Origin of the sequence: Roseateles agri (assembly GCF_034043675.1) — a bacterium.
Taxonomy (GTDB): Bacteria; Pseudomonadota; Gammaproteobacteria; order Burkholderiales; family Burkholderiaceae_C; genus KK5.
Genome location: NZ_JAXCLA010000001.1, coordinates 808810 through 829316 on the forward strand (window position 1 = coordinate 808810; position 20507 = coordinate 829316).

Genomic DNA, 20507 nt, shown 5'->3' on the forward strand with positions numbered 1-20507 from the left:
GTTCTCAACGGCCGCCGAGCGCGGCCTGCAGCTGCGTGTCGGCGATCCAGAAATCGCGCTGCGCCTGCACCGAGGCGGCGACGCTGCGGATCTGCTCGCGCGCATCGGCCAGCAGCTCGAACACGCCCACCAGCATGCCGTTGTAGCGGAGCAGGGTCTCGTCGGAGATGCGCTGCTTCAGCGGCAGCACCTCGTCGCGGTAGTGGCGCGCCAGCGCGTAGGCACTGCGGTAGCCGGCATGGGCCTCGCGCACCTCGGACTGCGCGTTCAGCGCCGCCTCGGCCGTGCGCTGCAGCGCCTGCCGGTAGACGGCCTCGGCGCGTGCATTGCGCGCGCTGCCGGAGTCGAACAGCGGCAGCGCGAGCGACACCTCGTAGCCCTGGGCCAGCGAGGCGGTGCCGCGCTCGCTGCGGTTCTGGTAGCCCAGGTCCAGCACGTTGACGAAGCGCGTGGCCTGGGTCAGGCCCAGCTCGGCGGCGCTGGCCTCGGCGCGGCGCTTGGCGGCCAGCACGTCCAGGCGCCGGTCGATGGCCGTCTGCTCGGCGGCCTGCGGTGCCATCGCCTCGGCCGGCAGTTCGGGCAGGTGCTCGGGCAGGGTGAAGCCGCTGCCCACGCCCAGCACACGCGCCAGCCGCTCGCGCTCCGTCACCGCGGCCTGGCGGCTGCGCGACAGATCGGCCACCGCGTCGGCCTGGAAGGACTGCTCGCGCATCTGCTCCAGCGCGCTGAAGTTGCCGGCCTTCTGCATGCGCCGCGCCAGCTCGGCTGCGGCATCGGCGGCGTCATGCACCTGCTCGAAGTAGCTCACCAACTCCTGCGCGGCCAGTGCGTTGAAGTAAGCCAGCCGGGCCTGCGTGGCCAGGCTCACCGCGGCCTGTGCTGCCTCCAGCTGCACCTGTTCGAAGTGCCGCTGCTGCACCTTCGTGGCCGCGGGCATCGAGAGCAGGCCCAGCAGGTCGAACACCAGCGAGCGGTCGATCTCCAGCGCCCCGCCGCCAGCCAAGCGGCCGAAGCCGAAGACCGGATTGCGCAGGCGCCCGGCCTGCACCAGATCCGCCTCGGCGATGCCCAACTCGGCCAGGCTGGCCTGCAGGCCGGCGTTGTTCAGCAGCGCCAACTCGACGGCCGTGTCCGCCGTCAGCAGTGCCTTCAGGATCTCGGCGCTGCGGGCAGCGGCCGCGTCGGCATCGGCCTGCGTGCGCTGCGCCGCCACGCCCTGCCCGGTGCGCTCGCGGCTCAATGCCGCGACCTTGTCCATGCCACCGTCGGGCGAGAACGAGGCACACCCTGTCAAGGCAAGCGCCAACGGCACCGCCATCCATCGATTCTTTCTAGTCATGATCCGAAGAAGTCTGATTGACCGCGCAGGCGGTCGATCGGGCCGCAGACGCGGGCCCGCCCATGCAGGGGTTCAGACGCTTCGGGGAGGTCGCTCCAGCCCGTCGGACAGGAAGGCTGTCACGGACACGGACCAGGCCGGGTAGCGCAGGCCTTGCGGCACCGGCGTGGCCGGCAGTTCGGCTTCGCTGGCGGTCATCGGGCTGAAGACGCAGGCCGCACAGTGCTTGCACTTGTCCTGCGCGGATGAGGACGCGGCGCCCTCACGATGGTGATGCTCGTGATGGCCCTCGCCCGCCATGGCGACCATGTCGCCCGGTATGGCCGCGCCCGGCTCGCAGGGCATCGCGGCCGCCAGCGCGCCGCGCACCGGCAACAGCACGGCCAGCAACAGCAGCAGGAAGAGGCGGAAGGTCTTGCTCACGATGCCGACATCATACGGAGCTTGGCTTAATCCAGTGACAGGCACGCACAGGCCTCGAATTTGCCCTTCAAATCGTCCTGTCGAACATCAATCGCAAAAGGGGAACCAGGTGCCATCAAACATCAAGTCGATCGCCAGAACACTCACCATCGTCGTGATGGTTCTGGCGGCCCTGTTCTTTGTTGTCGGAGGCGGGTGGCTGCTCGCCCTGGGCGGCTCGCCCTACTACCTCATCGCCGGGGTGGTGCTGGCCGTGGTGGTCCGGCTCTATGCACGGGGCCAGACCAGCAGCCTGTGGCTCTACACCGCGCTGCTGCTGGGCACCATCGTCTGGGGTCTGTGGGAGTCCGGCACCGATTTCTGGGCGCTGGCACCGCGTCTGGATATCTGGTTCCTGCTGGGCCTGTGGCTGGTGCTGCCCTGGGCCAGCCGGCCCTTGCCGAACGCCGGATCGGCCAAGGGCCTGCTATCGCTGAGCCTGATCGCCGTGCTGGCGACGCTGGGCTTCAGCTGGTTCCATGACCCGCAGGAGATCAGCGGCAGCCTCGCCCGTGCGCAGCCCGCCCAGGCGGCGCCGGTCGCCGGCATCGCCGACGGCGACTGGCCGGCTTACGGCCGCACGCAGGCCGGCGTGCGCTATTCGCCGCTGGCCCGGATCAACGACGGCAATGTCGGCCAGTTGCAGGTCGTGTGGACTTACCACACCGAGGACTTCAAGGGCGAGAACGACTCGGGCGAGACGACGAACGAGCTGACCCCGATCAAGATCGGCGACCGGATGTTCATCTGCACCACGCACCAGTTCCTCGACGCGCTGGACCCGGCGACCGGCAAGCGCCTGTGGCGCTTCGACCCGAAGCTGAAGGCCGACCGGACCTTCCAGCATCTGACCTGCCGCGGCGTGTCCTACTACGACGGCGCCGACACTGCGGGCAATGCCGCCAGCGTGGACAAGAAGCTCAGCACCGTCTCCGCCGAGTGCCCGCACAAGGTGATCCTGCCGGTGAACGATGGCCGCCTGTTCGCGGTCAATCCGGACACCGGCAAGGCCTGCAGCGATTTCGGCAAGGACGGCCAGATCGACCTGCAGGCCAACATGCCCTTCCCGTACCCGGGCGGCTACAACCCGACCTCGCCGCCGGTCGTGACCGGCTCCACCATCGTCATCGGCGGCTCGATCACCGACAACCTGTCGAACAAGGAACCCTCGGGCGTGATCCGCGGCTACGACGTCAACACCGGCGCGCTGCGCTGGGTCTTCGACACCGGCGCGCAGGACCCGAACCAGATGCCCGGCGGCGATACGCAGTTCGCCCACAACTCGCCCAATGCCTGGGCGCCGCTGGCCTACGACGCCGCCACCGACGTCGTCTACGTGCCCACCGGTGTCGGCACGCCCGACATCTGGGGCGGCGACCGCAGCGAGCTGAAGGAGCGCTACGCCAACTCGATGCTAGCCCTCGATGCCAGCACCGGCAAGCTGATCTGGAACTTCCAGACGACCCATCACGACCTGTGGGACATGGACGTGCCCTCGCAGCCCTCGCTGGTCGACCTGAAGCGGCCGGACGGCGCCACCGTGCCGGCGATCTACGTGCTGACGAAGACCGGCCAGGTCTTCGTGCTGGACCGCCGCGACGGCAAGCCCATCCTGCCCGTCACCGAGAAACCGGTGCCGCAGACCGTGCGGCGCGACCCGCAGACCCGCGGCGAGCACTACTCGCCGACGCAGCCTTTCTCGCCGCTGGACATGGGCCCGCACGAGAAGCTGACGGACAAGGAGATGTGGGGCGCCACCGCGTTCGACCAGCTGATGTGCCGCGTGATCTTCCACCGCCTGAACTACGAGGGCATCTACACGCCGCCGTCCGAGAACGGCACGCTCGTGTTCCCGGGCAATCTCGGCATCTTCGAATGGGGCGGCATGTCGGTGAACAGCGATCGCCAGGCCGCGTTCATGAACCCGCTGGGCCTGCCCTTCGTGTCGCGCCTGATCCCGACCGATCCGAACCGCCCGCAGCTCGAGAAAGGCGCCGGCACCGAGCAAGGCGTGCAGCCGATGTACGGCGTGCCCTACGGCGTGAACATCAGCGCCTTCCTCTCGCCGCTGGGCCTGCCCTGCAAGCAGCCGGCGTGGATGACGGTGGCGGGCGTGGACCTCACGACGCACCAGGTCGTGTGGCGCAAGCGCGTGGGCACGATCCGCGACAGCCTGCCCAAGCTGATGGAGCTGCCGGCGATCAAGGCCGGCGTGCCGGGCCTCGGCGGCCTGATCTCCACCGCCGGCAACCTGGTGTTCATCGCTGCCACGCAGGACAACTACCTCCGCGCCTTCAATGCCAACAACGGCGATCTGCTGTGGGAAGCGCGCCTGCCGGCCGGCGGCCAGGCGACACCGATGACCTACGAGGTCGGCGGCAAGCAGTACGTCGTGATCATGGCGGGCGGCCACGGCTCCTTCGGGACGAAGATGGGCGATGCGCTGACGGCGTTCGCCCTGCCCTAGCGTGAAAGCCCTTCAGGCTTCCAGCGTTTCGTGGAAATCGGCAGCGCCGGGCTTCCAGTAGGCGGCGACCTTCATCGCCTCCTTGACCTGGCCCTTTTCCTCGACCAGCACGGTGCGCAGGCGGGCCATCAGCCCGGCCTCACCGGCGCACCAGCTGAAGCCCTCGCCCGGCGGCAGGGCCAGCGCGCGCACGGCGGCCAGCAGTTCCTCGTCGCTGGCGACCCAGTGCAGCTCGACCTGGGCACGACTGGCGATCTCGCGGCGGTCGGCCGGCTCGGGCATCAGCATGACCACGATCGCGCGGGTGCCGTCGGGCAGTTCTTCCAGGCGCCGATGGATCGCCGGCAACGCCGAGGCGTCGCCGACCAGCAGGTGCCAGTCGTAGTCCACCGGCACGATCATCGAGCCGCGCGGGCCGCCGATGATCGCGCGCTGGCCGACCGTTGCGCGGTCCGCCCAGTTGCCAGCGCCGCCATGGCCGTGCACGGCGAACTCCAGGGTCAGCTCACCGCGGGCGAGATCCCAGGAGCGCGGCGTGTAGTCGCGCCGCACCGGCTCGCCGCCGTCGCCAGCGTCGAACATGAACTTGACGTGATCGTCGAAACCCAGCGAGACGAATTCGCGCAGCGAATCGGCGGCGAAGGTGATGGCGACGAAGTGCGGGCTCGGGCGCTCGATGCGCACGACCTCGACGTCGCGGCGGTGCAGTTCATGGCGCACGCGCTGGACGCGGCGCACTGGGGTGTTTGGGCTTTCCATGATGGTGTTTCTCTATATCGTTGATAATGTCATCCAATCATGCGCAAACAAGTTGATTTTGTCAACCATCAGTCCGGTGACACCACCGCCGACGAGGTCATCGAAACCATCCATTCGGTGATGCATCTGTTCCGCGCGCGCCAGTTCCGCGCGCTGAAGGAAGGTGCGCACGAACTCGCGCACATGGAGGCCAAGGCGCTCGGCTTCTTCGCCCGCCATCCAGGCGCGACGCAGAGCGAGCTGGTGCAGCACTCCGGCCGGGACAAGGGACAGATCGCGCGCCTGATCGGCGGCCTGCGCGAGCGCGGCCTGCTGGACGTCACGCCGGACGAGCACGACCGCCGCGTCCAGCGCCTGGCCGTCAGTGCGGCGGGCAAGGCGGTGCAGAAGGCGCTGCAGGCGCAGTCCCGCAAGCTCAGCAAGGATGCGGTGGCCGACCTCGGCGACGAGGAATGCGCGCAGTTGCTGGCGCTGCTGGAAAAGCTGAAGGCGCGGCTGGAGCAGTAAGGCGCGCGGGGGTCGTCAGAGCGTGTGCGAGCGATCGCCGGCGCTGAAGCCGACGGCGTCGAAACCCTCGCCGGTGGCGAAGCCCACCACCTTGAACAGCTCGCCCATCTCGTGTTCGGCGATCAGCTTGTGCGCCATCGCGCGCTGCGGCAAGGTCGCGTGGCAGAGCATGTCGACGATGCCGCAGTTGATCAGGAAGTTGGCCTGGCTGGTGTAGCCCAGCACCGTCAGGCCTGCGTCCTGGCCGGCCAGCGCGATGCCGGTGAAGTTGACGTGCGCGGTGATGTCCTTCTCGCCCAGTTGCACCAGCGGATCGGGATCGCTCTGGTGCAGGTGGTGGCACATCAGCGTGCCGCCGTGGCGCTGCGGGTGGTAGTACTCGCCCTCGGGGAAGCCGTAGTCGATCAGGAAGACCGCGCCGCGCGCCAGGCGCTCGGCCAGGGTGCGGACGAAGGCCTCGGCCTGCGGGTGGATCTCGGTGACGCTGCCGGGCGGCATCGCGTCGACCTGCGCCTCGGGCGGGCGCAGTGCCGTGGGCCGGTCCGCGTAGGCGAGGCGGCCGTCGGCGGCGCTGGCGACGCCGCGCTCCAGCCACTGCGTGCCGTCGAAATGCAGCAGCTGCACCGGCATCGCATCCAGCACTTCGTTGCCGACGACTACGCCTTCGAAGCGCGCCGGCAACTGGTCCAGCCACTCGATCTTGGCGTGCCACGGCGCGAGCTTCTCGGCCTGGCGTCGGCGCAGGTTGCCGGACAGGTCGACAATCACGTAGCGCCGGATCCGGTCGCCGAGCGCTTCCAGCAGTTGCGCCGCCAGCGCGCCGGTGCCGGCGCCGAATTCCCACACTTCGTCGGTCTGCGTCGCCTCCAGCGCCTGGCCGACCTGCACGGCCAGGGCCTCGCCGAACAGCGGCGAGAGCTCGGGCGCGGTGACGAAGTCGGAGCCGGATGTCGGCATCAGGCCGAACTTCTGCCGCGCGTTCGCGTAGTAGCCGAGGCCCGGCGCGTACAGCGCCAGCGACATGAAGCGATCGAACGGGAGCCAGCCGCCGGCATCGGCGATGGCCTGGTGCATCTGCTGGTCGAGCGGACTGGTCATGAGGACGATGCCAAGGCTTCGCGGGCGAGACAGAGGTCTTCCCAGGCGCGCGCCTTGTCGGGCAGATTGCGCAGCAGGTAAGCCGGGTGGTAGGTGACGATCAAGGGCACGCCCTGGTACTGGTGGACGCGGCCGCGCAGCCGGCCGATCGCATCGCTGCTGCGCAGCAGCGACTGCACGGCGAAGCGGCCCATCGCGAGGATCACCTTGGGCTGGATCAGCGCGATCTGGCGATCGAGATAGGGCTCGCACTGCGCCAGCTCGGACGGCTCCGGGTTGCGGTTGCGCGGTGGGCGGCACTTCAGCGTGTTGGCGATGTAGACCTGCCGCTCTGGCGGTCCCTCGCTGCGCGAAAGGCCAAGCGCACGCAGCATGTTGTCCAGCAGCTTGCCGGCTTGGCCGACGAAAGGCTCGCCCTGCAAGTCCTCGTTCTCGCCGGGCGCCTCGCCGACGATCATCCAGTGCGCGCGGGTGTTGCCGACGCCGAAGACGGTGTTCTTGCGGCTCTCGCACAGGCCGCAGGCGCGGCATTGGGCGACGCTGTCGCGCAAAGCGTCCCAGTCCATGCCGGCGATCGCCTGGGTGCGTTCATCGGCATCGACAGGTGCCGAGGCCTGAGGGGCCTGGCGCAACAGCTGAGGCGGCAGCGCCGCGACGGCGCGCACCGGTGCAGGAGGCGCCGCAGGCTCGGGCACAGCCATCGTCGCGACATCGGTTTCCTCGACCGGGCGCGGCAACGGCGGGCTCCAGACCCGCAGCCCCATCGCCCGCAGCATCGCGGTCTGGCGGCTGTCCCAGCTCATGCGGCCACACCCAGGCTCATCAGCACCGCATCCTCGCGCGCGCCGCCCGGCATCGGGTAGTAGCGCTTGCGCACACCCACCTCGGTGAAGCCGTAGCGCGCGTAGACCGCTCGCGCCCGCTCGTTGCTGACGCGCACCTCCAGCCACAGCTGCGGGCAGGATTCGCGGCGGCAGACTTCGCACAGCTTGTCGAGCATCAGCCGCGCCAGGCCCTGGCCTTGGCGCTCGGGCTCGACCGTGATGTTCAAGAGGTGCATTTCCTCGACGCCCTTCATCGCCAGGAAGTAGCCGACCAGCTCGCCGGTGTTCTCGTCCCGCAGTGCGTAGGCCAGGTAGCCGGCGGCCAGCGAGTCGATGAAGTTGCCGGCCGACCAGGGCACGAGGTAGGCACGCGTCTCGATGGCCATCACCTCGGGCACGTCGACGGCCTGCAGCCGGCTCAACTTGACGCCCGGCCCCAGCGAGGGCCGCGGTGGCGCGAGGGCGCTCATGAGGAACTCAGCGCGGAGCGCGCTTCCAGGCGCTCCTGCGTCGTCTGCGCGACCTTGTCGCGCACATAGATCGGCATCGCGTCGGCCGGGTCCAGCAGCGCGCCGGCGGCCCAGGCTTGCTGGGTCAACTCGGCGAGCGCGCCGCCGCGCGAGATCGTTGCGGGCCAGCAGCGCACGGCACGGCCGGCCAGGCCCAGTTGGCCTTCGAAAGCCACCAGCGCGGAGCCGGCGACGGCACCGGGCTCGCCCCACTGCGCCAGCAGCGCGGCGGGTGCGTACAGCGCCGGCTCGGATTCGGTGATCCAGCGCTCGCCATCGAAGCGATAAGCGCCAGCGTAGATCTCGCCCATCCGCGCGTCCATCGCGACCCAGATGCGGTCCACCGACGGCTCGCCGGCGGCAGCGGCCTGCTGGCGCGCGTCCTCGGCCACCAGCATCAGGCTGTCCAGCGACAGCACCGGTTTGCCGGCGCCGAAGGCCAGGCCCTGGGCCACCGCACAGGCGGTGCGCAGGCCGGTGAAGGCACCGGGCCCACGGCCGAAGCCGATCGCGTCCACGTCCGCCAGGGTCAGGCCGGCCCGCTCCAGCAGCGCCAGCGCCTCGGGCACCAGCCGGGCCGAGGCCTGCGGACCGCCTTCGGCATCGACCGCGATGCGCTCGCCGGACGGCGTCACCAGGGCCAGCGCCATGGATTCCGTCGAGCTGTCGAAGGCCAGGAGAACAGTCATCGGAGAAGTGTAGCGGCGGGTCGCCGGGGCGATAAAAAACCCGGCCGCAGCCGGGTTCGTCGGGAGCGGCGTCGGATCAGAACGGGTTGTTCTGCGCCCGCGTCTGCGCCAGCGAGCCCAGACGCGACTGGCCGATCGCGCTCAGCAGCGTGTCGGTGGCCCACAGCCAGGTGGTGCCGGTGGCGTTGACGACCAGCGTGTTCTCGTTGCAATTCACCGGCGAGACGGTGGTCAGGCAGGCCGGATCCGTCACGTTGGTCAGCGAGAAGGCAGTCGGGAACTTGGCGGCCGTCTGCACCGACTCGTCCAGCAGCACCAGGCCGATCATGCGGCCGTCGTTGATCAGCTCCAGGCGCATCGCGACGTTGAAGGCATTGCTCAGATCGCTGAGCAGCTTGGCGCGGTCGATGTCGAACTTGGTCGACTGCTCCTTCAATGCATAGGGCGTGTAGCCGAGGTCCGGCAAGGTCGACACGATGACCCGGCCGTTCTGGTTGGCGACGCGGTTGACCTGGTCGGCCACCGCGATACCCAGCTGCTTGGCCTGGGTGATCAGCGAATCCTCGCTCTGGCCCGGGTACTGCTTGTACAGCTCCAGCACGTCATTGGTGCCGATGAGGATGGTCACCAGGTCCTTGGACGAGAAATTGCTGACCGCGAGGTGCCGGTCGATCTGCGTGGCCAGGTCGTCCACCTTGGCGCCGGACGTCGCGTACATCAGGCCTTGCGGCAACGCGATGTGATCGGGGTTGCATTGCGGGAAGACGAGCTCAAAGGCCGTCGCCAGGATCTGCACCCAGTTCGGGTTGACCTGGCAGGCCTGCAGCTTGGTCGTCGCGTCCAGGCCGTTGACCGTGTATTTCTGGCCGGTCGCCGTGATGGCGCTGGTCTCGTCGCCAAAGCTGATGATGCGCGTCGGATGGAACGGATCGATCTGGCTGCTGCCGCCGCCACAGGCGCTCATCAGGACGGCCAGGGCAAACGCGGCCAGCAATCGGCTCGCGCCGCTGAAACTCTTCATGAACACTCCAATATCACTCCAACTCGAACGCCGCCGCAGCGCGGGACAGGCGATCACGGACGCCATCCCATTCGCTGCCTGACGGCGGCCGCTCGATCCAGATCTCGGCGGCACCGGCCTCATCCAGCTCGCGCAGCACCGCAAACAACTCGTGCGCCGCAGCGCGGGCATCGGCCGGCATCCGGCGGCGCAGCGCCGCATCGACCGGGCCGGCATCGGCAGTGCGCGAATATACCGCCAGCGCCGCGCCGGCTTGTTTCGGGGCGGTCACCGCCCCGTCAACATCGAACAGCCGCACGACGGCGCGCGGCGCGTAGTGCGCGGCCAAGGTGCCCGAGGCACGCGGCGCGGCCGCGTCGGGCGCCAGCAGCGGCTCGCCCAGCACGGCCTCGATCTGTGCCGGCGTCAGCACGCCGGGGCGCAGCAGCACCGGGTGGCCGCGGCTGCAGTCGACGATCGTCGATTCGATGCCGACCTCGCATTCGCCGCCGTCCAGCACGATCAGGCCGGGTTCGAATTCGTCGACGACATGGCGCGCCTGCGTCGGGCTGACGCGGCCGAAGCGGTTCGCGCTCGGCGCGGCCACGCCCAGCACGCCCTCGGCACGCGCGGCGGCCAGCAGTGCACGCGCCACCGGGTGCGCCGGGCAGCGCAGGCCGATGCTGGACTGGCCGCCGGCGGCAGCCGCCGCCATGGCCGGCGCGCGCGGCACGATCACCGTCATCGGGCCGGGCCAGAAGGCCGCCATCAGGCGCTGGGCGATCGCCGGCAATTCCGTCGCAAAGCGCGCGGCGTCGTCGGCATCGAGCACGTGGACGATCAGCGGATGGTCGGCCGGTCGGCCCTTGGCCGCGAAGATCTTCGCCACCGCCGCGTCCTGGTCGGCACGGGCGCCGAGGCCGTAGACGGTCTCGGTGGGCAGCGCGACCAGTTCGCCGGCAGCCAGCGCGCGGGCGGCCTGGGCGATCGCTTGCGGATCTCGTCCGTCGAGAAGCATGGTTATGCAGCAGTCGGTGCCGGCAGGCCGAGGATGGCCGCCGCTTCGCCAGCGACGCGCAGCGCTTCGGCCGGCGTCGCTGCCGTCACGTTCAGGTGGCCCATCTTGCGGCCGCGGCGCGCCTCGGTCTTGCCGTACAGGTGCAGGTGCGTGCCGGGCAAGGCCAGCACGCGGTCCCACGCGGGCGTGCGCTCCTGGCTGCCGTCGAACCACTGGTCGCCCAGCAGGTTCAGCATCACGGCGGCCGAATGCAGGCGTGGCGCGCACAGCGGCAGGCCGGCCATTGCGCGGACCTGCGCCTCGAACTGCGAGACCTCGCAAGCGTCCATCGTGTAGTGGCCGGAGTTGTGCGGGCGCGGCGCCATCTCGTTGACGACCAGGCGGCCGTCCTGCAGCACGAAGAACTCGACGCAGAGCACGCCGACGTAGTCCATCGAGGCAGCGATGCGCGCTGCCGAGGCGCCGGCCTCGGCCTGCATCGCCTCGCTGACATCCGGCGCCGGCACCTGCGTGACGGCCAGGATGCCGTCGCGGTGCAGGTTCTGCTGGACCGGAAACTGGACGACCTGACCATCGGCGCCGCGCGCCACGATCACGCTCAGCTCCAGCTTCAGCGGCAGCATCTGCTCCAGCACGCAGGGCACGCGCTTCAGCGCCTCCCAGGCGGCCGCCAGCTCGGCGCGGGTCTTGACCCGCTGCTGGCCCTTGCCGTCGTAGCCCATGCGGGCGGTCTTCAGGATGCCGGGCAACAGGGCGTCGGCCACGGCGTCCAGGTCTGCCTGGCTGCGGATCACCGCGTGCGGCGCGCAGGCGACGCCGCTGGCGGTGAAGTGGGCCTTCTCGTCGGCGCGGTCCTGGCAGATCGCCACGGCCGCGCCCGACGGGGCGACGAAGCGGCGCTCGGCCAGGGTGTTCAGCGCCTGCGCGGGTACGTTCTCGAATTCGGTCGTGATCGCGTCGCACTGCTCGGCCAGCCGGGCGAGGCCGGCGGCGTCGAGGTAGTCAGCGTGGATGTGCTCGTGGGCGACGAGCCCGGCCGGGCTCTGCGGATCCGGATCCAGCACCACGGTGCGGTAGCCCAGCGCCTGGGCAGCGTGGACGAACATGCGGCCCAGCTGGCCGCCGCCCATCACACCCAGCGTGGCCTCGCCCGGCAGCTTCGTCGGCAGCCCGGTCACCACGGCCATCAGACCAGGTCCTTCGTCATGCCGCGGGCATGCTCGGTCTGGCGCAGACGGTAGGCGGCCAGCTTGTCGCGCAGCGCGGCGTCCTCGCCGGCCAACATCGCCACCGCGAACAGCGCGGCATTACCGGCGCCGGCGGTGCCGATCGCGAAGGTGGCGACGGGGATGCCCTTGGGCATCTGGACGATCGAGTGCAGCGAATCGACGCCCTGCAGATGGCGGCTCGCGACCGGCACGCCCAGCACGGGCACCAGCGTCTTCGCGGCCAGCATGCCCGGTAGGTGGGCGGCACCGCCAGCGCCGGCGATGATGGCCTTCAGGCCCCGCGCGGCCGCGCCTTCGGCGTAGCGGAACATCTCGTCGGGCATCCGGTGCGCGGAGACGACCTGCGCCTCGAAGGCGACACCGAACTCGGTCAGAATGTCGGTCGCGTGCTTCATGGTTTCCCAGTCACTGCTGGAACCCATCACCACGCCGACGAGAGGAGAAGCTGCTGTTGGCAAAGTCCGACACCCACGGGCTGCAAAGCCTTGAATTGTAGGCGGCCAGCGCCACCTCCCCCCGATTCCGACCCGCCGCACCGAGAACCATGATCGACATCACCCTCCAGAATTTCGAAGCCGAGCTGATCCAGGCCTCGCTGAACACGCCCGTGCTGCTGGACATCTGGGCACCCTGGTGCGGCCCCTGCCGCACGCTGGGCCCGATCCTGGAGAAGCTGGAAACGGCCTACGCCGGCCGCTTCAAGCTCGCCAAGCTGAACGCCGACGAGGTGCCGGAAATCTCGTCCCAGCTCTCGCAGATGTTCGGCGTGCGCAGCATCCCCTTCTGCGTGATGTTCTCGGGCGGGCAGCCGGTGGACGGCTTCGTCGGCGCGATCCCCGAGGCGCAGATCCGCGAATTCCTCGACAAGCACGTGCCGACCGGCGAGATGCTGGAGGCCGAGGAAGACCTGGCCGCCGCCGAGGACCTGGCCGCCTCGGGCGACCTGGAAGCGGCGCTGGACAAGCTGGCTGCGGCGGTAGAAACCGATCCCGCCAACGAGACGGCCCGCTTCGACTACGTGAAGGCGCTGCTGGAGATGCGCCTGCTGCCCGAGGCGCAGGCCGCGTTCGCGCCGGTGGCCGCGCAGGCCGCCGACACGATCACGCCGCATGCGCGCTTCGCCGCGCTGGGTGCCTGGCTGGTGGCCTCCGAGCGCGCCGCCGCGGGCCTGGACGGCGCCGCGCTGCAGGCCGCCATCGCCACGAACAAGCGCGATTTCGATTCCCGCTTCGCGCTGGCCCAGGGCCTGATGGCCATCGGCCGCTTCACCGAAGCGATGGACGAGCTGCTGGAGATCATCATGCGCGACAAGGCCTGGAACGGCGAAGCCGCGCGCAAGCTCTACGTCGCGATCCTGGAGCTGCTGACCAAGCCGGTGCCCAAGGCCCAGGCGGCCGAAGCCGCCAAGGGCAAGGTCGAGGTGGCGGGCAAGGCCGTCGTGCCGCAGAGCGATCCGGTCATCGACCAGTACCGCCGCAAGCTGAGCATGGCCTTGTTCTAAAGGCTTACTTGGTGAGGCGCTCCAGCGCCTCCTGGTACTTGGCGGCGGTCTTCGCGATCACCTCTTGCGGCAACGCCGGCGCCGGCGCGGTCTTGCCCCAGGGCTTGCCGTCGACGGTGGCCTGCTCCAGCCAGTCGCGCACGAACTGCTTGTCGTAGCTGGGCGGGTTGCTGCCGACGGCGTAGCTCTCCACCGGCCAGTAGCGCGAGGAATCGGGCGTCAGCACCTCGTCCATCAAGCTCAAGGTGCCGTCGGCATCCAGGCCAAACTCGAACTTCGTGTCGGCAATGATGATGCCCTTGGTCAGCGCGAAATCGGCGGCGCGGCGGTACAGCTGGATCGCGATGTCGCGCACGCGGGTGGCCAGGTCGGCGCCGATGATGCCCACCATCTTGTCGAACGAGATGTTCTCGTCGTGATCGCCCATCTCGGCCTTGGTGGCGGGGGTGAAGATCGGCTCGGGCAGCTTGCTGGCGTTCTGCAGGCCGGCCGGCAGCTTGACGCCGCAGACCTCGCCGTTCGATTGGTACTCGGCCCAGCCGCTGCCGGCCAGGTAGCCGCGCACCACCGCCTCGACCGGCAGCGGCTTCAGCCGCTTGACCAGCATCGAGCGGTCCTTGACCTGGGCCTTCTCGGCCTCGGTGGAAACGACCGACAGCGGATCGTCGCCGGTCAGGTGATTCGGGACGATGCCGTCGAGCTTGTCGAACCAGAACAGCGCCATCTGCGTCAGCAGCGCGCCCTTGCCGGGAATCGGCTCGCCCATGATCACGTCGAAGGCCGACAGCCGGTCGCTCGCGACCATCAGGATGCGGTCGTCGCCGACCGCATAGTTTTCGCGCACCTTGCCGCGGGCGATCAGGGGCAGGGACGTGAGCGAGGAGTTCAGCAGGGCGGCGGTCATGGCGGTTCCAGCGGCGAAGAAAGAAGAAAGCCCGCCGAAGCGGGCTGCGGTTCAAGAGCTATTTTCGCTTACTGGACGACCTGGGCCAGTTCGCCCTGTGCGTAGGCGGCGGCGATGTCCACCAAGGTGCGCGCCTGGATCTTGCGCGCCTGGCCTTCGCAGCCGAACTCCTGGTAGCGCTGCTTGCAGACCAGCTTGGCCGCCTCGCGGGCCGGCTTCAGCCATTCGCGGGCGTCGAACTTGTCGGGGTTCTCGAACAGGAATTTGCGCACCGCGCCGGTCATCGCCAGGCGGATGTCGGTGTCGATATTGATCTTGCGCACGCCGTGCTTGATCGCTTCCTGGATCTCCTCGACCGGCACGCCGAAGGTTTCCTTCATCTTGCCGCCGTACTGGTTGATGACGGCCAGCAGTTCCTGCGGCACGCTCGAGGAGCCGTGCATCACCAGGTGGGTGTTCGGGATGCGCTTGTGGATTTCCTTGACGCGGCCGATGGCCAGGATGTCGCCGGTGGGCTTGCGCGAGAACTTGTAGGCGCCGTGGCTGGTGCCGATGGCGATGGCCAGCGCGTCCAGCTGCGTGGCCTTGACGAAGACCGCGGCCTCCTCGGGGTCGGTCAGCATCTGGCTGTGGTCGAGTTTGCCTTCCGCGCCGATGCCGTCTTCCTCGCCGGCCTCGCCGGTCTCGAGGTTGCCGAGGCAGCCCAGCTCACCCTCGACGGTGACGCCGACCTTGTGCGCCATCTCGACGACCTTGCGGGTCACATCGACGTTGTAGTCGAACGAGGCCGGCGTCTTGCCGTCGGCCTGCAGCGAGCCGTCCATCATCACCGAGCCGAAGCCCAGGTCGATTGCGCCCTGGCAGATCGCCGGCGTCTGGCCGTGGTCCTGGTGCATGACCAGCGGGATGTGCGGATAGGCCTCGACCGCGGCCTGGATCAGGTGCTTGATGAAGGCCTCGCCGGCGTACTTGCGGGCACCGGCGCTGGCCTGCAGGATCACCGGGGCGTTGACCTCGTCGGCCGCGGCCATCACGGCCTGCACCTGCTCCAGGTTGTTGACGTTGAAGGCCGGGATGCCGTAGCCGTGTTCGGCGGCGTGGTCCAGCAACTGGCGCATCGAGACGAGAGCCATGAGAGAGTCTCCAGTGAAGTTGGGAATCTTCCTCGGCGCAGCCTACCGTCAAACTTTGTGCTTGGGTCGATGTAACCACGCCGTAACTCGCGCGATTCTAGAGGACCGCCGGGATGGCGAGATTGCACCGCCCTGTCGCAGCCATTAGGCTCTCGGCCTCATGACCCGCCTCTCGTTCGACCACCTAACGCTCTGGATCAGCGCAGCCGCGAACGAGCACTCGCACGACCTCGCCGACCACCTGGAGGAACGCACCGGCGCCAGCCGTCGTGCCTGCCACGCCGCGTTGCGCCGCCTCGTCGACACCGGCTGGCTGCAGCGCTCCGGCAGCCGGCAGCGGCCGGTCTACGGCCCCGGCACGCTGCGCCAGGTGGCGCGCAGCTACACGCTCTTCGGCCTGCAGGAAGACCTGCCCTGGCAGCGCGACTTCGCCCCGCATTTCGACTTGCCGCCGCATGTGGCGCGGATGGTGCAACACGGCTTCACCGAGCTGGTCAACAACGCGGCCGACCACAGCGGCGGCACCAGCGTCACCGTCTCGCTGCGGCAGACCCCCAGCCACGCGCAACTGTTGGTGTCCGACGACGGCTGCGGTGTGTTCGACCGCATCTGCGAAGCCTTCCGCCTGCCGGATGCGCAGCACGCGATGCTGGAACTCAGCAAGGGTCGCCTGACGAGTCAGCCCGAAGCCCACACCGGCCGCGGCCTGTTCTTCAGCTCGCAACTGGCCGACGTGTTCGACATCCACGCCAACAACACCGCCTTCCACCGGCGCGCCTGGGAGTCCGGCGGCTGGAAGAAGGGATCGAAACCGCTGCCACGCCAGGGCAGTTCGATCTACATGTCGATCGCACTGGACACCACACGCACCTTGGACCAGGTGCTGGAAGCCTGGAGCCTGGACGGCAGCGGGGTGGACTTAGACCGCACCGTCATCAACCTGCAGATGCTGGCCGGCCCGGGCCAGCCGTTGGACTCACGCGCGCAGGCACGGCGCGTGGCAGCGCGGCTGGCAACCTTCCAGCGCGCCGAGCTGAGTTTCGAGGGCGTCGTCGACGTCGGCCATGCCTTCACCGACGAACTGTTCCGCGTGTTCGCACGGGCGCACCGCAACGTGGAACTGCAGCCGACGAACATGACGCCGCGGATCGCGGCGCTGGTCAAGCAGGCACAGACTGCCGCAGCGGCAGCCTGATTTTTTCGAATCAGCCGACTCGACAAACTTTCAGCATGTTCGTGCCGCCCGGGTAGCCCATCGGCTCGCCGCAGGTGATCGCGTAGGTGTCGCCCGGCTTCAGCACGCCCTGCTCCACCAGCAGCTTCTCCGCCGCGCTGAGCGCAGAGTCGCGGTCGTCGAAGTTCGGCATCAGCAGCGGCTGCACATTGCGGTACAGGCACATGCGGCGCAGGCTGAATTCCTTGCTGGTCAGCGCGAAGATCGGCGTCTTGATCTGGTGGCGGCTCATCCATAGCGCGGTGGAGCCGGACTCGGTCAGCGCGACGATGGCCTTGCAGCCCAGGTGGTAGGCGGTGAACAGCGCGCCCATCGCGATCGACTGGTCGATGCGGCCGAACTGGCGGCCGGTGAAATCGGTGTCCAGGCTGTCGAACTCATGGCGCTCGGCCTCGACGACGATGGTGGCCATCTGCTCGATGGTCTCCACCGGATAGCGGCCGGCGGCGGACTCGGCGCTGAGCATCACGGCGTCGGTGCCGTCGAGCACGGCGTTGGCGACGTCGGACACCTCGGCGCGCGTCGGCACCGGGTTGACGATCATCGACTCCATCATCTGCGTGGCCGTGATCGAGACCTTGTCCATCTCGCGGGCCATCTTGATCATGCGCTTCTGCAGCGCCGGCACCGCGGCGTTGCCGACCTCGATGGCCAGGTCGCCGCGGGCGACCATGATGCCGTCGCTGGCGCGCAGGATGTTCTCGAGGTTCGGGATCGCTTCCACGCGCTCGATCTTGGCGATCAGCGCGGGCTTGTGGCGGTAGGGCTCGCCGGCCACGTTGGCGAGCTGGCGGGCCATTTCCATGTCGGTCGCGTTCTTCGGGAAACTGATCGCCAGGTACTCGCACTGGAAGCTCATCGCGGTCTTGATGTCATCCATGTCCTTGGCGGTCAAGGCCGGCGCGGTGAGGCCACCGCCCTGCTTGTTGATGCCCTTGTTGTTGGACAGGATGCCGCCGATCTTGACCGTCGTGTGCACGACGCTGCCGCGCACCACGTCCACCGTCAGCACCAGCAGGCCGTCGTTCAGCAGCAGCACGTCGCCCGGCTTCACGTCGCGCGGCAGTTCCTTGTAGTCGAGGCCGACGACTTCCTCGTTGCCGAGTTCGGTGCGGTCGGCGTCCAGCAGGAAGGGCGTGCCGGGAATCAGCTCGATCTTGCCGTTCTCGAACTTGCCGACGCGGATCTTCGGGCCCTGCAGGTCGGCCATGATGGCGACCTGCCGGCCGGCGGCGCGGGCCGTCGAGCGGACCAGGGCGGCGCGGTCGATGTGATCCTGCGCCGTGCCGTGCGAGAAGTTCAGTCGCACCACGTCGACGCCGGCGCGGATCATGCGCTCCAGCACCTCCGGTGAAGACGAGGCCGGACCGAGGGTGGCGACGATCTTGGTGGCGCGTGTCATGGCTTGTCTCTCGATGAAATTTGGTTACAGGCGGAAGTGATCATAGGCCGCAAAACGCGGCCGATACGGGTTTCAGCGAGTTACGACGCCGCACGAACGTCGGCCACCGCCAACGCCGTCATGTTGACGATGCGCCGCACCGTCGCCGACGGCGTCAGGATGTGCACCGGCGCCGCGGCGCCGAGCAGGATCGGGCCGATCGTCACACCCTGGCCCGCGCTGATCTTCAGCACATTGAACAGGATGTTGGCGCTGTCCAGGGTCGGCAGCACCAGCAGGTTGGCCGAGCCCTGCAGGCGGCTCTGCGGCAGGAAGGTGTTGCGCACCGATTCGCTGAGCGCGGCGTCACCGTGCATCTCGCCCTCGCTCTCGATCTCCGGATGGGCGGCGGCGAACAGCTCGTGCGCGCGGCGCATCTTCACGGCCGAAGGCCTCTTGCTGGAACCGAACATCGAGTGCGAGACGAAGGCCAGCTTGGGCGGCAGGCCGAAACGCTGCAGCTCCTGCGCCGCCATCGTGGCGATGGCCGCAAGCTCCTCGGCATCGGGCGATTCATTGACGAAGGTGTCGGTGAGGAACAGCGTCTGCTTTTCCAGGATCACGCCGTTCATCGTCGCCAGGCAGCGTGCGCCGGGCTTCAGGCCGATCACCTGCTGCACGTGTTCCAGGTGGCCGTCGAAGCGGCCGACCATGCCGCAGATCATCGCGTCCGCATCGCCGAGCTTGATGGCCAGCGCGCCGATCGTCGTGTTGGAGCGGCGCACCACCGCCTTGGCCATCTCCGGCGTCACGCCCTCGCGGCCCAGCAGGTGGTGATAGGTCTCCCAGTACTGGCGGAAGCGCGAGTCGTTGTTGGGGTCGATCACGGCGACGTTGTCGCCCAGCTTCAGGCGCAGGCCCGCGCGCTGGATGCGCATCTCGATCACGTCGGGGCGGCCGATCAGCGTCGGCTTCACCAGGCCTTCGTCCAGCGCCACCTGCACCGCGCGCAGCACGCGCTCATCCTCGCCCTCGGCGTAGATCACGCGCGCCGGGTTGGCCTTGGCGGCATCGAAGACCGGGCGCATGAACATGCCGGTCTGGTAGACGAAGCGGCCCAGCTCGTGGCGGTAGGCATCCATGTCCTTGATCGGCCGCGTGGCCACGCCGGATTCCTCGGCCGCCTTGGCCACGGCCGGCGCGATGCGCAGGATCAGGCGCGCGTCGAAGGGCGTGGGGATCAGGTAGTCGGGGCCGAAGACGAGCTCCTTGCCCGCGTAGGCAGCGGCGACCTCGTCGCTAGTCTCCGCCTTGGCCAGCGCGGCGATCTCGCGCACGCAGGCCAGCTTCATCGCCTCGGTGATCTTGGTGGCGCCGCAGTCCAGCGCGCCGCGGAAGATGTAGGGGAAGCAGAGGACGTTGTTGACCTGGTTCGGATAGTCCGAACGGCCGGTGGCGATGATGCAGTCGGGCCTCGCTTCCTTGGCCAGCTCGGGGCGGATCTCGGGCTCGGGGTTGGCCAGCGCCAGGATGATGGGCTGCGTGGCCATCGTCTTGACCATCGCGGCCGTCAGCACGCCGGCGGCGGAGCAGCCGAGGAAGACGTCGGCGCCGTCGACCACGTCGGCCAGAGTGCGAGCGCTGGTCTGCTGGCAGTAGCGCTGCTTGCTCTCGTCGAGCTTGTCCCCGCGGCCTTCGTAGATGACGCCCTTGGAGTCGCAGACGAAGATGTTCTCGCGCTTGACGCCCAGGCCCACCATCACGTCCAGGCAGGCGATCGCCGCGGCGCCGGCGCCGGAGACGGCCACCTTCACCCGGCCGATGTCCTTGCCCACCAGTTCCAGCCCGTTCAGCAGCGCGGCGCTGGAGATGATGGCCGTGCCGTGCTGGTCGTCGTGGAAGACGGGGATGTTCATCCGCTCGCGCAGCTTCTTCTCGATGTAGAAGCACTCGGGCGCCTTGATGTCCTCGAGGTTGACGCCGCCCAAGGTCGGCTCCATCGCCGCAATGATCTCGACCAGCTTGTCCGGGTCGCGCTCGGCCAGTTCGATGTCGAACACGTCGATGCCGGCGAACTTCTTGAACAGGCAGCCCTTGCCCTCCATCACCGGCTTGCCGGCCAGCGGGCCGATGTCGCCCAGGCCCAGCACGGCGGTGCCGTTGGTGATCACGCCGACGAGGTTGGCGCGCGAGGTGTAGTCGGCCGCGAGGCTCGGGTCCTGCTCGATCGCGAGGCAGGCATAGGCGACACCGGGGGAGTAGGCGAGCGACAGGTCGCGCTGGTTCACCAGCGCCTTGGTCGGGGTGACCGAGATCTTGCCGCGCGTGGGGCTGCGGTGGTATTCGAGCGCTGCGTCACGCAGGGCTGCTTCAGCCGGAGAAAGATTGTCGGCCGGGTGACTACTGCTCATCGGGAACTCCATCATCGATACATCTCGGGGAGCGGCAGGTTA

At 68.8% G+C, this 20507-nt stretch carries 19 protein-coding genes; 4 read left to right on the forward strand and 15 right to left on the reverse strand.

What is annotated here, in order from left to right; all coding sequences use genetic code 11:
- Window positions 1–4 precede the first annotated feature (4 nt).
- Both SNE35_RS03595 and SNE35_RS03600 read right to left on the reverse strand, forming a co-directional pair.
- Entirely contained in the window at window positions 5–1318 is a 1314-nt protein-coding gene (locus SNE35_RS03595; protein ID WP_320421469.1) for a TolC family protein, read from the reverse strand.
- A gap of 93 nt (window positions 1319–1411) precedes the next feature.
- Entirely contained in the window at window positions 1412–1762 is a 351-nt protein-coding gene (locus tag SNE35_RS03600; protein ID WP_320421470.1) for a DUF2946 family protein, read from the reverse strand.
- A gap of 109 nt (window positions 1763–1871) precedes the next feature.
- Between SNE35_RS03600 and SNE35_RS03605 the strand changes: the two genes are divergently transcribed.
- A complete protein-coding gene (locus SNE35_RS03605; protein ID WP_320421472.1) occupies window positions 1872–4268 on the forward strand; it encodes a glucose/quinate/shikimate family membrane-bound PQQ-dependent dehydrogenase in 2397 nt (798 codons plus the stop codon).
- A 12-nt stretch (window positions 4269–4280) separates the two neighbouring features.
- Here the strand turns inward: SNE35_RS03605 and SNE35_RS03610 are convergent, their stop codons facing one another.
- The gene (locus SNE35_RS03610) at window positions 4281–5027 is read right to left on the reverse strand and encodes a siderophore-interacting protein (RefSeq protein WP_320421473.1); all 747 of its coding nucleotides are present in this window, start codon (window positions 5025–5027) and stop codon (window positions 4281–4283) included.
- A 39-nt stretch (window positions 5028–5066) separates the two neighbouring features.
- Here SNE35_RS03610 and SNE35_RS03615 point away from each other — a divergent pair, with 39 nt between their 5' ends.
- Window positions 5067–5534 carry a MarR family winged helix-turn-helix transcriptional regulator gene (locus SNE35_RS03615; protein ID WP_320421474.1) on the forward strand — a complete coding sequence of 156 codons (468 nt, stop codon included), beginning with the start codon at window positions 5067–5069 and terminating at the stop codon, window positions 5532–5534.
- A 15-nt stretch (window positions 5535–5549) separates the two neighbouring features.
- Here the strand turns inward: SNE35_RS03615 and SNE35_RS03620 are convergent, their stop codons facing one another.
- The 8 genes from SNE35_RS03620 to purE all read right to left on the reverse strand — a co-directional run bounded on the left by SNE35_RS03620 (window position 5550) and on the right by purE (window position 12323).
- A complete protein-coding gene (locus tag SNE35_RS03620) occupies window positions 5550–6632 on the reverse strand; it encodes a class I SAM-dependent methyltransferase (protein ID WP_320421475.1) in 1083 nt (360 codons plus the stop codon).
- Entirely contained in the window at window positions 6629–7435 is an 807-nt protein-coding gene (locus SNE35_RS03625; protein ID WP_320421476.1) for a uracil-DNA glycosylase, read from the reverse strand. The genes SNE35_RS03620 and SNE35_RS03625 overlap by 4 nt, the downstream gene beginning before the upstream one ends.
- Complete coding sequence (gene rimI, locus SNE35_RS03630) at window positions 7432–7926, reverse strand: ribosomal protein S18-alanine N-acetyltransferase (RefSeq protein WP_320421477.1); 495 nt, start codon at window positions 7924–7926, stop codon at window positions 7432–7434. The genes SNE35_RS03625 and rimI overlap by 4 nt, the downstream gene beginning before the upstream one ends.
- A complete protein-coding gene (gene tsaB / locus SNE35_RS03635) occupies window positions 7923–8654 on the reverse strand; it encodes a tRNA (adenosine(37)-N6)-threonylcarbamoyltransferase complex dimerization subunit type 1 TsaB (protein WP_320421478.1) in 732 nt (243 codons plus the stop codon). Before tsaB ends, rimI begins: the two co-directional genes overlap by 4 nt.
- Before the next feature lie 76 nt (window positions 8655–8730).
- Entirely contained in the window at window positions 8731–9675 is a 945-nt protein-coding gene (locus tag SNE35_RS03640; RefSeq protein ID WP_320421479.1) for an SGNH/GDSL hydrolase family protein, read from the reverse strand.
- A gap of 13 nt (window positions 9676–9688) precedes the next feature.
- Window positions 9689–10672: an L-threonylcarbamoyladenylate synthase gene (locus tag SNE35_RS03645; RefSeq protein ID WP_320421480.1), complete on the reverse strand. Its 984-nt coding sequence runs from the start codon at window positions 10670–10672 to the stop codon at window positions 9689–9691.
- A 2-nt stretch (window positions 10673–10674) separates the two neighbouring features.
- Window positions 10675–11859, reverse strand: coding sequence for a 5-(carboxyamino)imidazole ribonucleotide synthase (locus SNE35_RS03650; RefSeq protein WP_320421481.1), 1185 nt, complete (start codon window positions 11857–11859; stop codon window positions 10675–10677).
- The gene (purE, locus tag SNE35_RS03655; RefSeq protein ID WP_320421482.1) at window positions 11859–12323 is read right to left on the reverse strand and encodes a 5-(carboxyamino)imidazole ribonucleotide mutase; all 465 of its coding nucleotides are present in this window, start codon (window positions 12321–12323) and stop codon (window positions 11859–11861) included. The genes SNE35_RS03650 and purE overlap by 1 nt, the downstream gene beginning before the upstream one ends.
- Window positions 12324–12445: 122 nt before the next feature.
- Here purE and SNE35_RS03660 point away from each other — a divergent pair, with 122 nt between their 5' ends.
- Window positions 12446–13402, forward strand: coding sequence for a tetratricopeptide repeat protein (locus SNE35_RS03660; RefSeq protein ID WP_320421483.1), 957 nt, complete (start codon window positions 12446–12448; stop codon window positions 13400–13402).
- A 4-nt stretch (window positions 13403–13406) separates the two neighbouring features.
- Here the strand turns inward: SNE35_RS03660 and SNE35_RS03665 are convergent, their stop codons facing one another.
- Both SNE35_RS03665 and fba read right to left on the reverse strand, forming a co-directional pair.
- Window positions 13407–14306, reverse strand: a complete 900-nt coding sequence (locus SNE35_RS03665) for a phosphoribosylaminoimidazolesuccinocarboxamide synthase (RefSeq protein ID WP_320421484.1) — start codon at window positions 14304–14306, stop codon at window positions 13407–13409.
- Between the two features lie 68 nt (window positions 14307–14374).
- A complete protein-coding gene (fba, locus tag SNE35_RS03670; protein ID WP_320421485.1) occupies window positions 14375–15439 on the reverse strand; it encodes a class II fructose-bisphosphate aldolase in 1065 nt (354 codons plus the stop codon).
- 160 nt (window positions 15440–15599) lie between these two features.
- Between fba and SNE35_RS03675 the strand changes: the two genes are divergently transcribed.
- The gene (locus SNE35_RS03675) at window positions 15600–16634 is read left to right on the forward strand and encodes an STAS-like domain-containing protein (protein WP_320421486.1); all 1035 of its coding nucleotides are present in this window, start codon (window positions 15600–15602) and stop codon (window positions 16632–16634) included.
- A gap of 10 nt (window positions 16635–16644) precedes the next feature.
- On the opposite strand, the gene pyk is transcribed toward SNE35_RS03675, so the two are convergent.
- The gene (pyk, locus tag SNE35_RS03680; protein WP_320421487.1) at window positions 16645–18075 is read right to left on the reverse strand and encodes a pyruvate kinase; all 1431 of its coding nucleotides are present in this window, start codon (window positions 18073–18075) and stop codon (window positions 16645–16647) included.
- A gap of 80 nt (window positions 18076–18155) precedes the next feature.
- The gene (locus tag SNE35_RS03685) at window positions 18156–20465 is read right to left on the reverse strand and encodes an NADP-dependent malic enzyme (RefSeq protein ID WP_320421488.1); all 2310 of its coding nucleotides are present in this window, start codon (window positions 20463–20465) and stop codon (window positions 18156–18158) included.
- Between the last annotated feature and the right edge of the window lie 42 nt (window positions 20466–20507).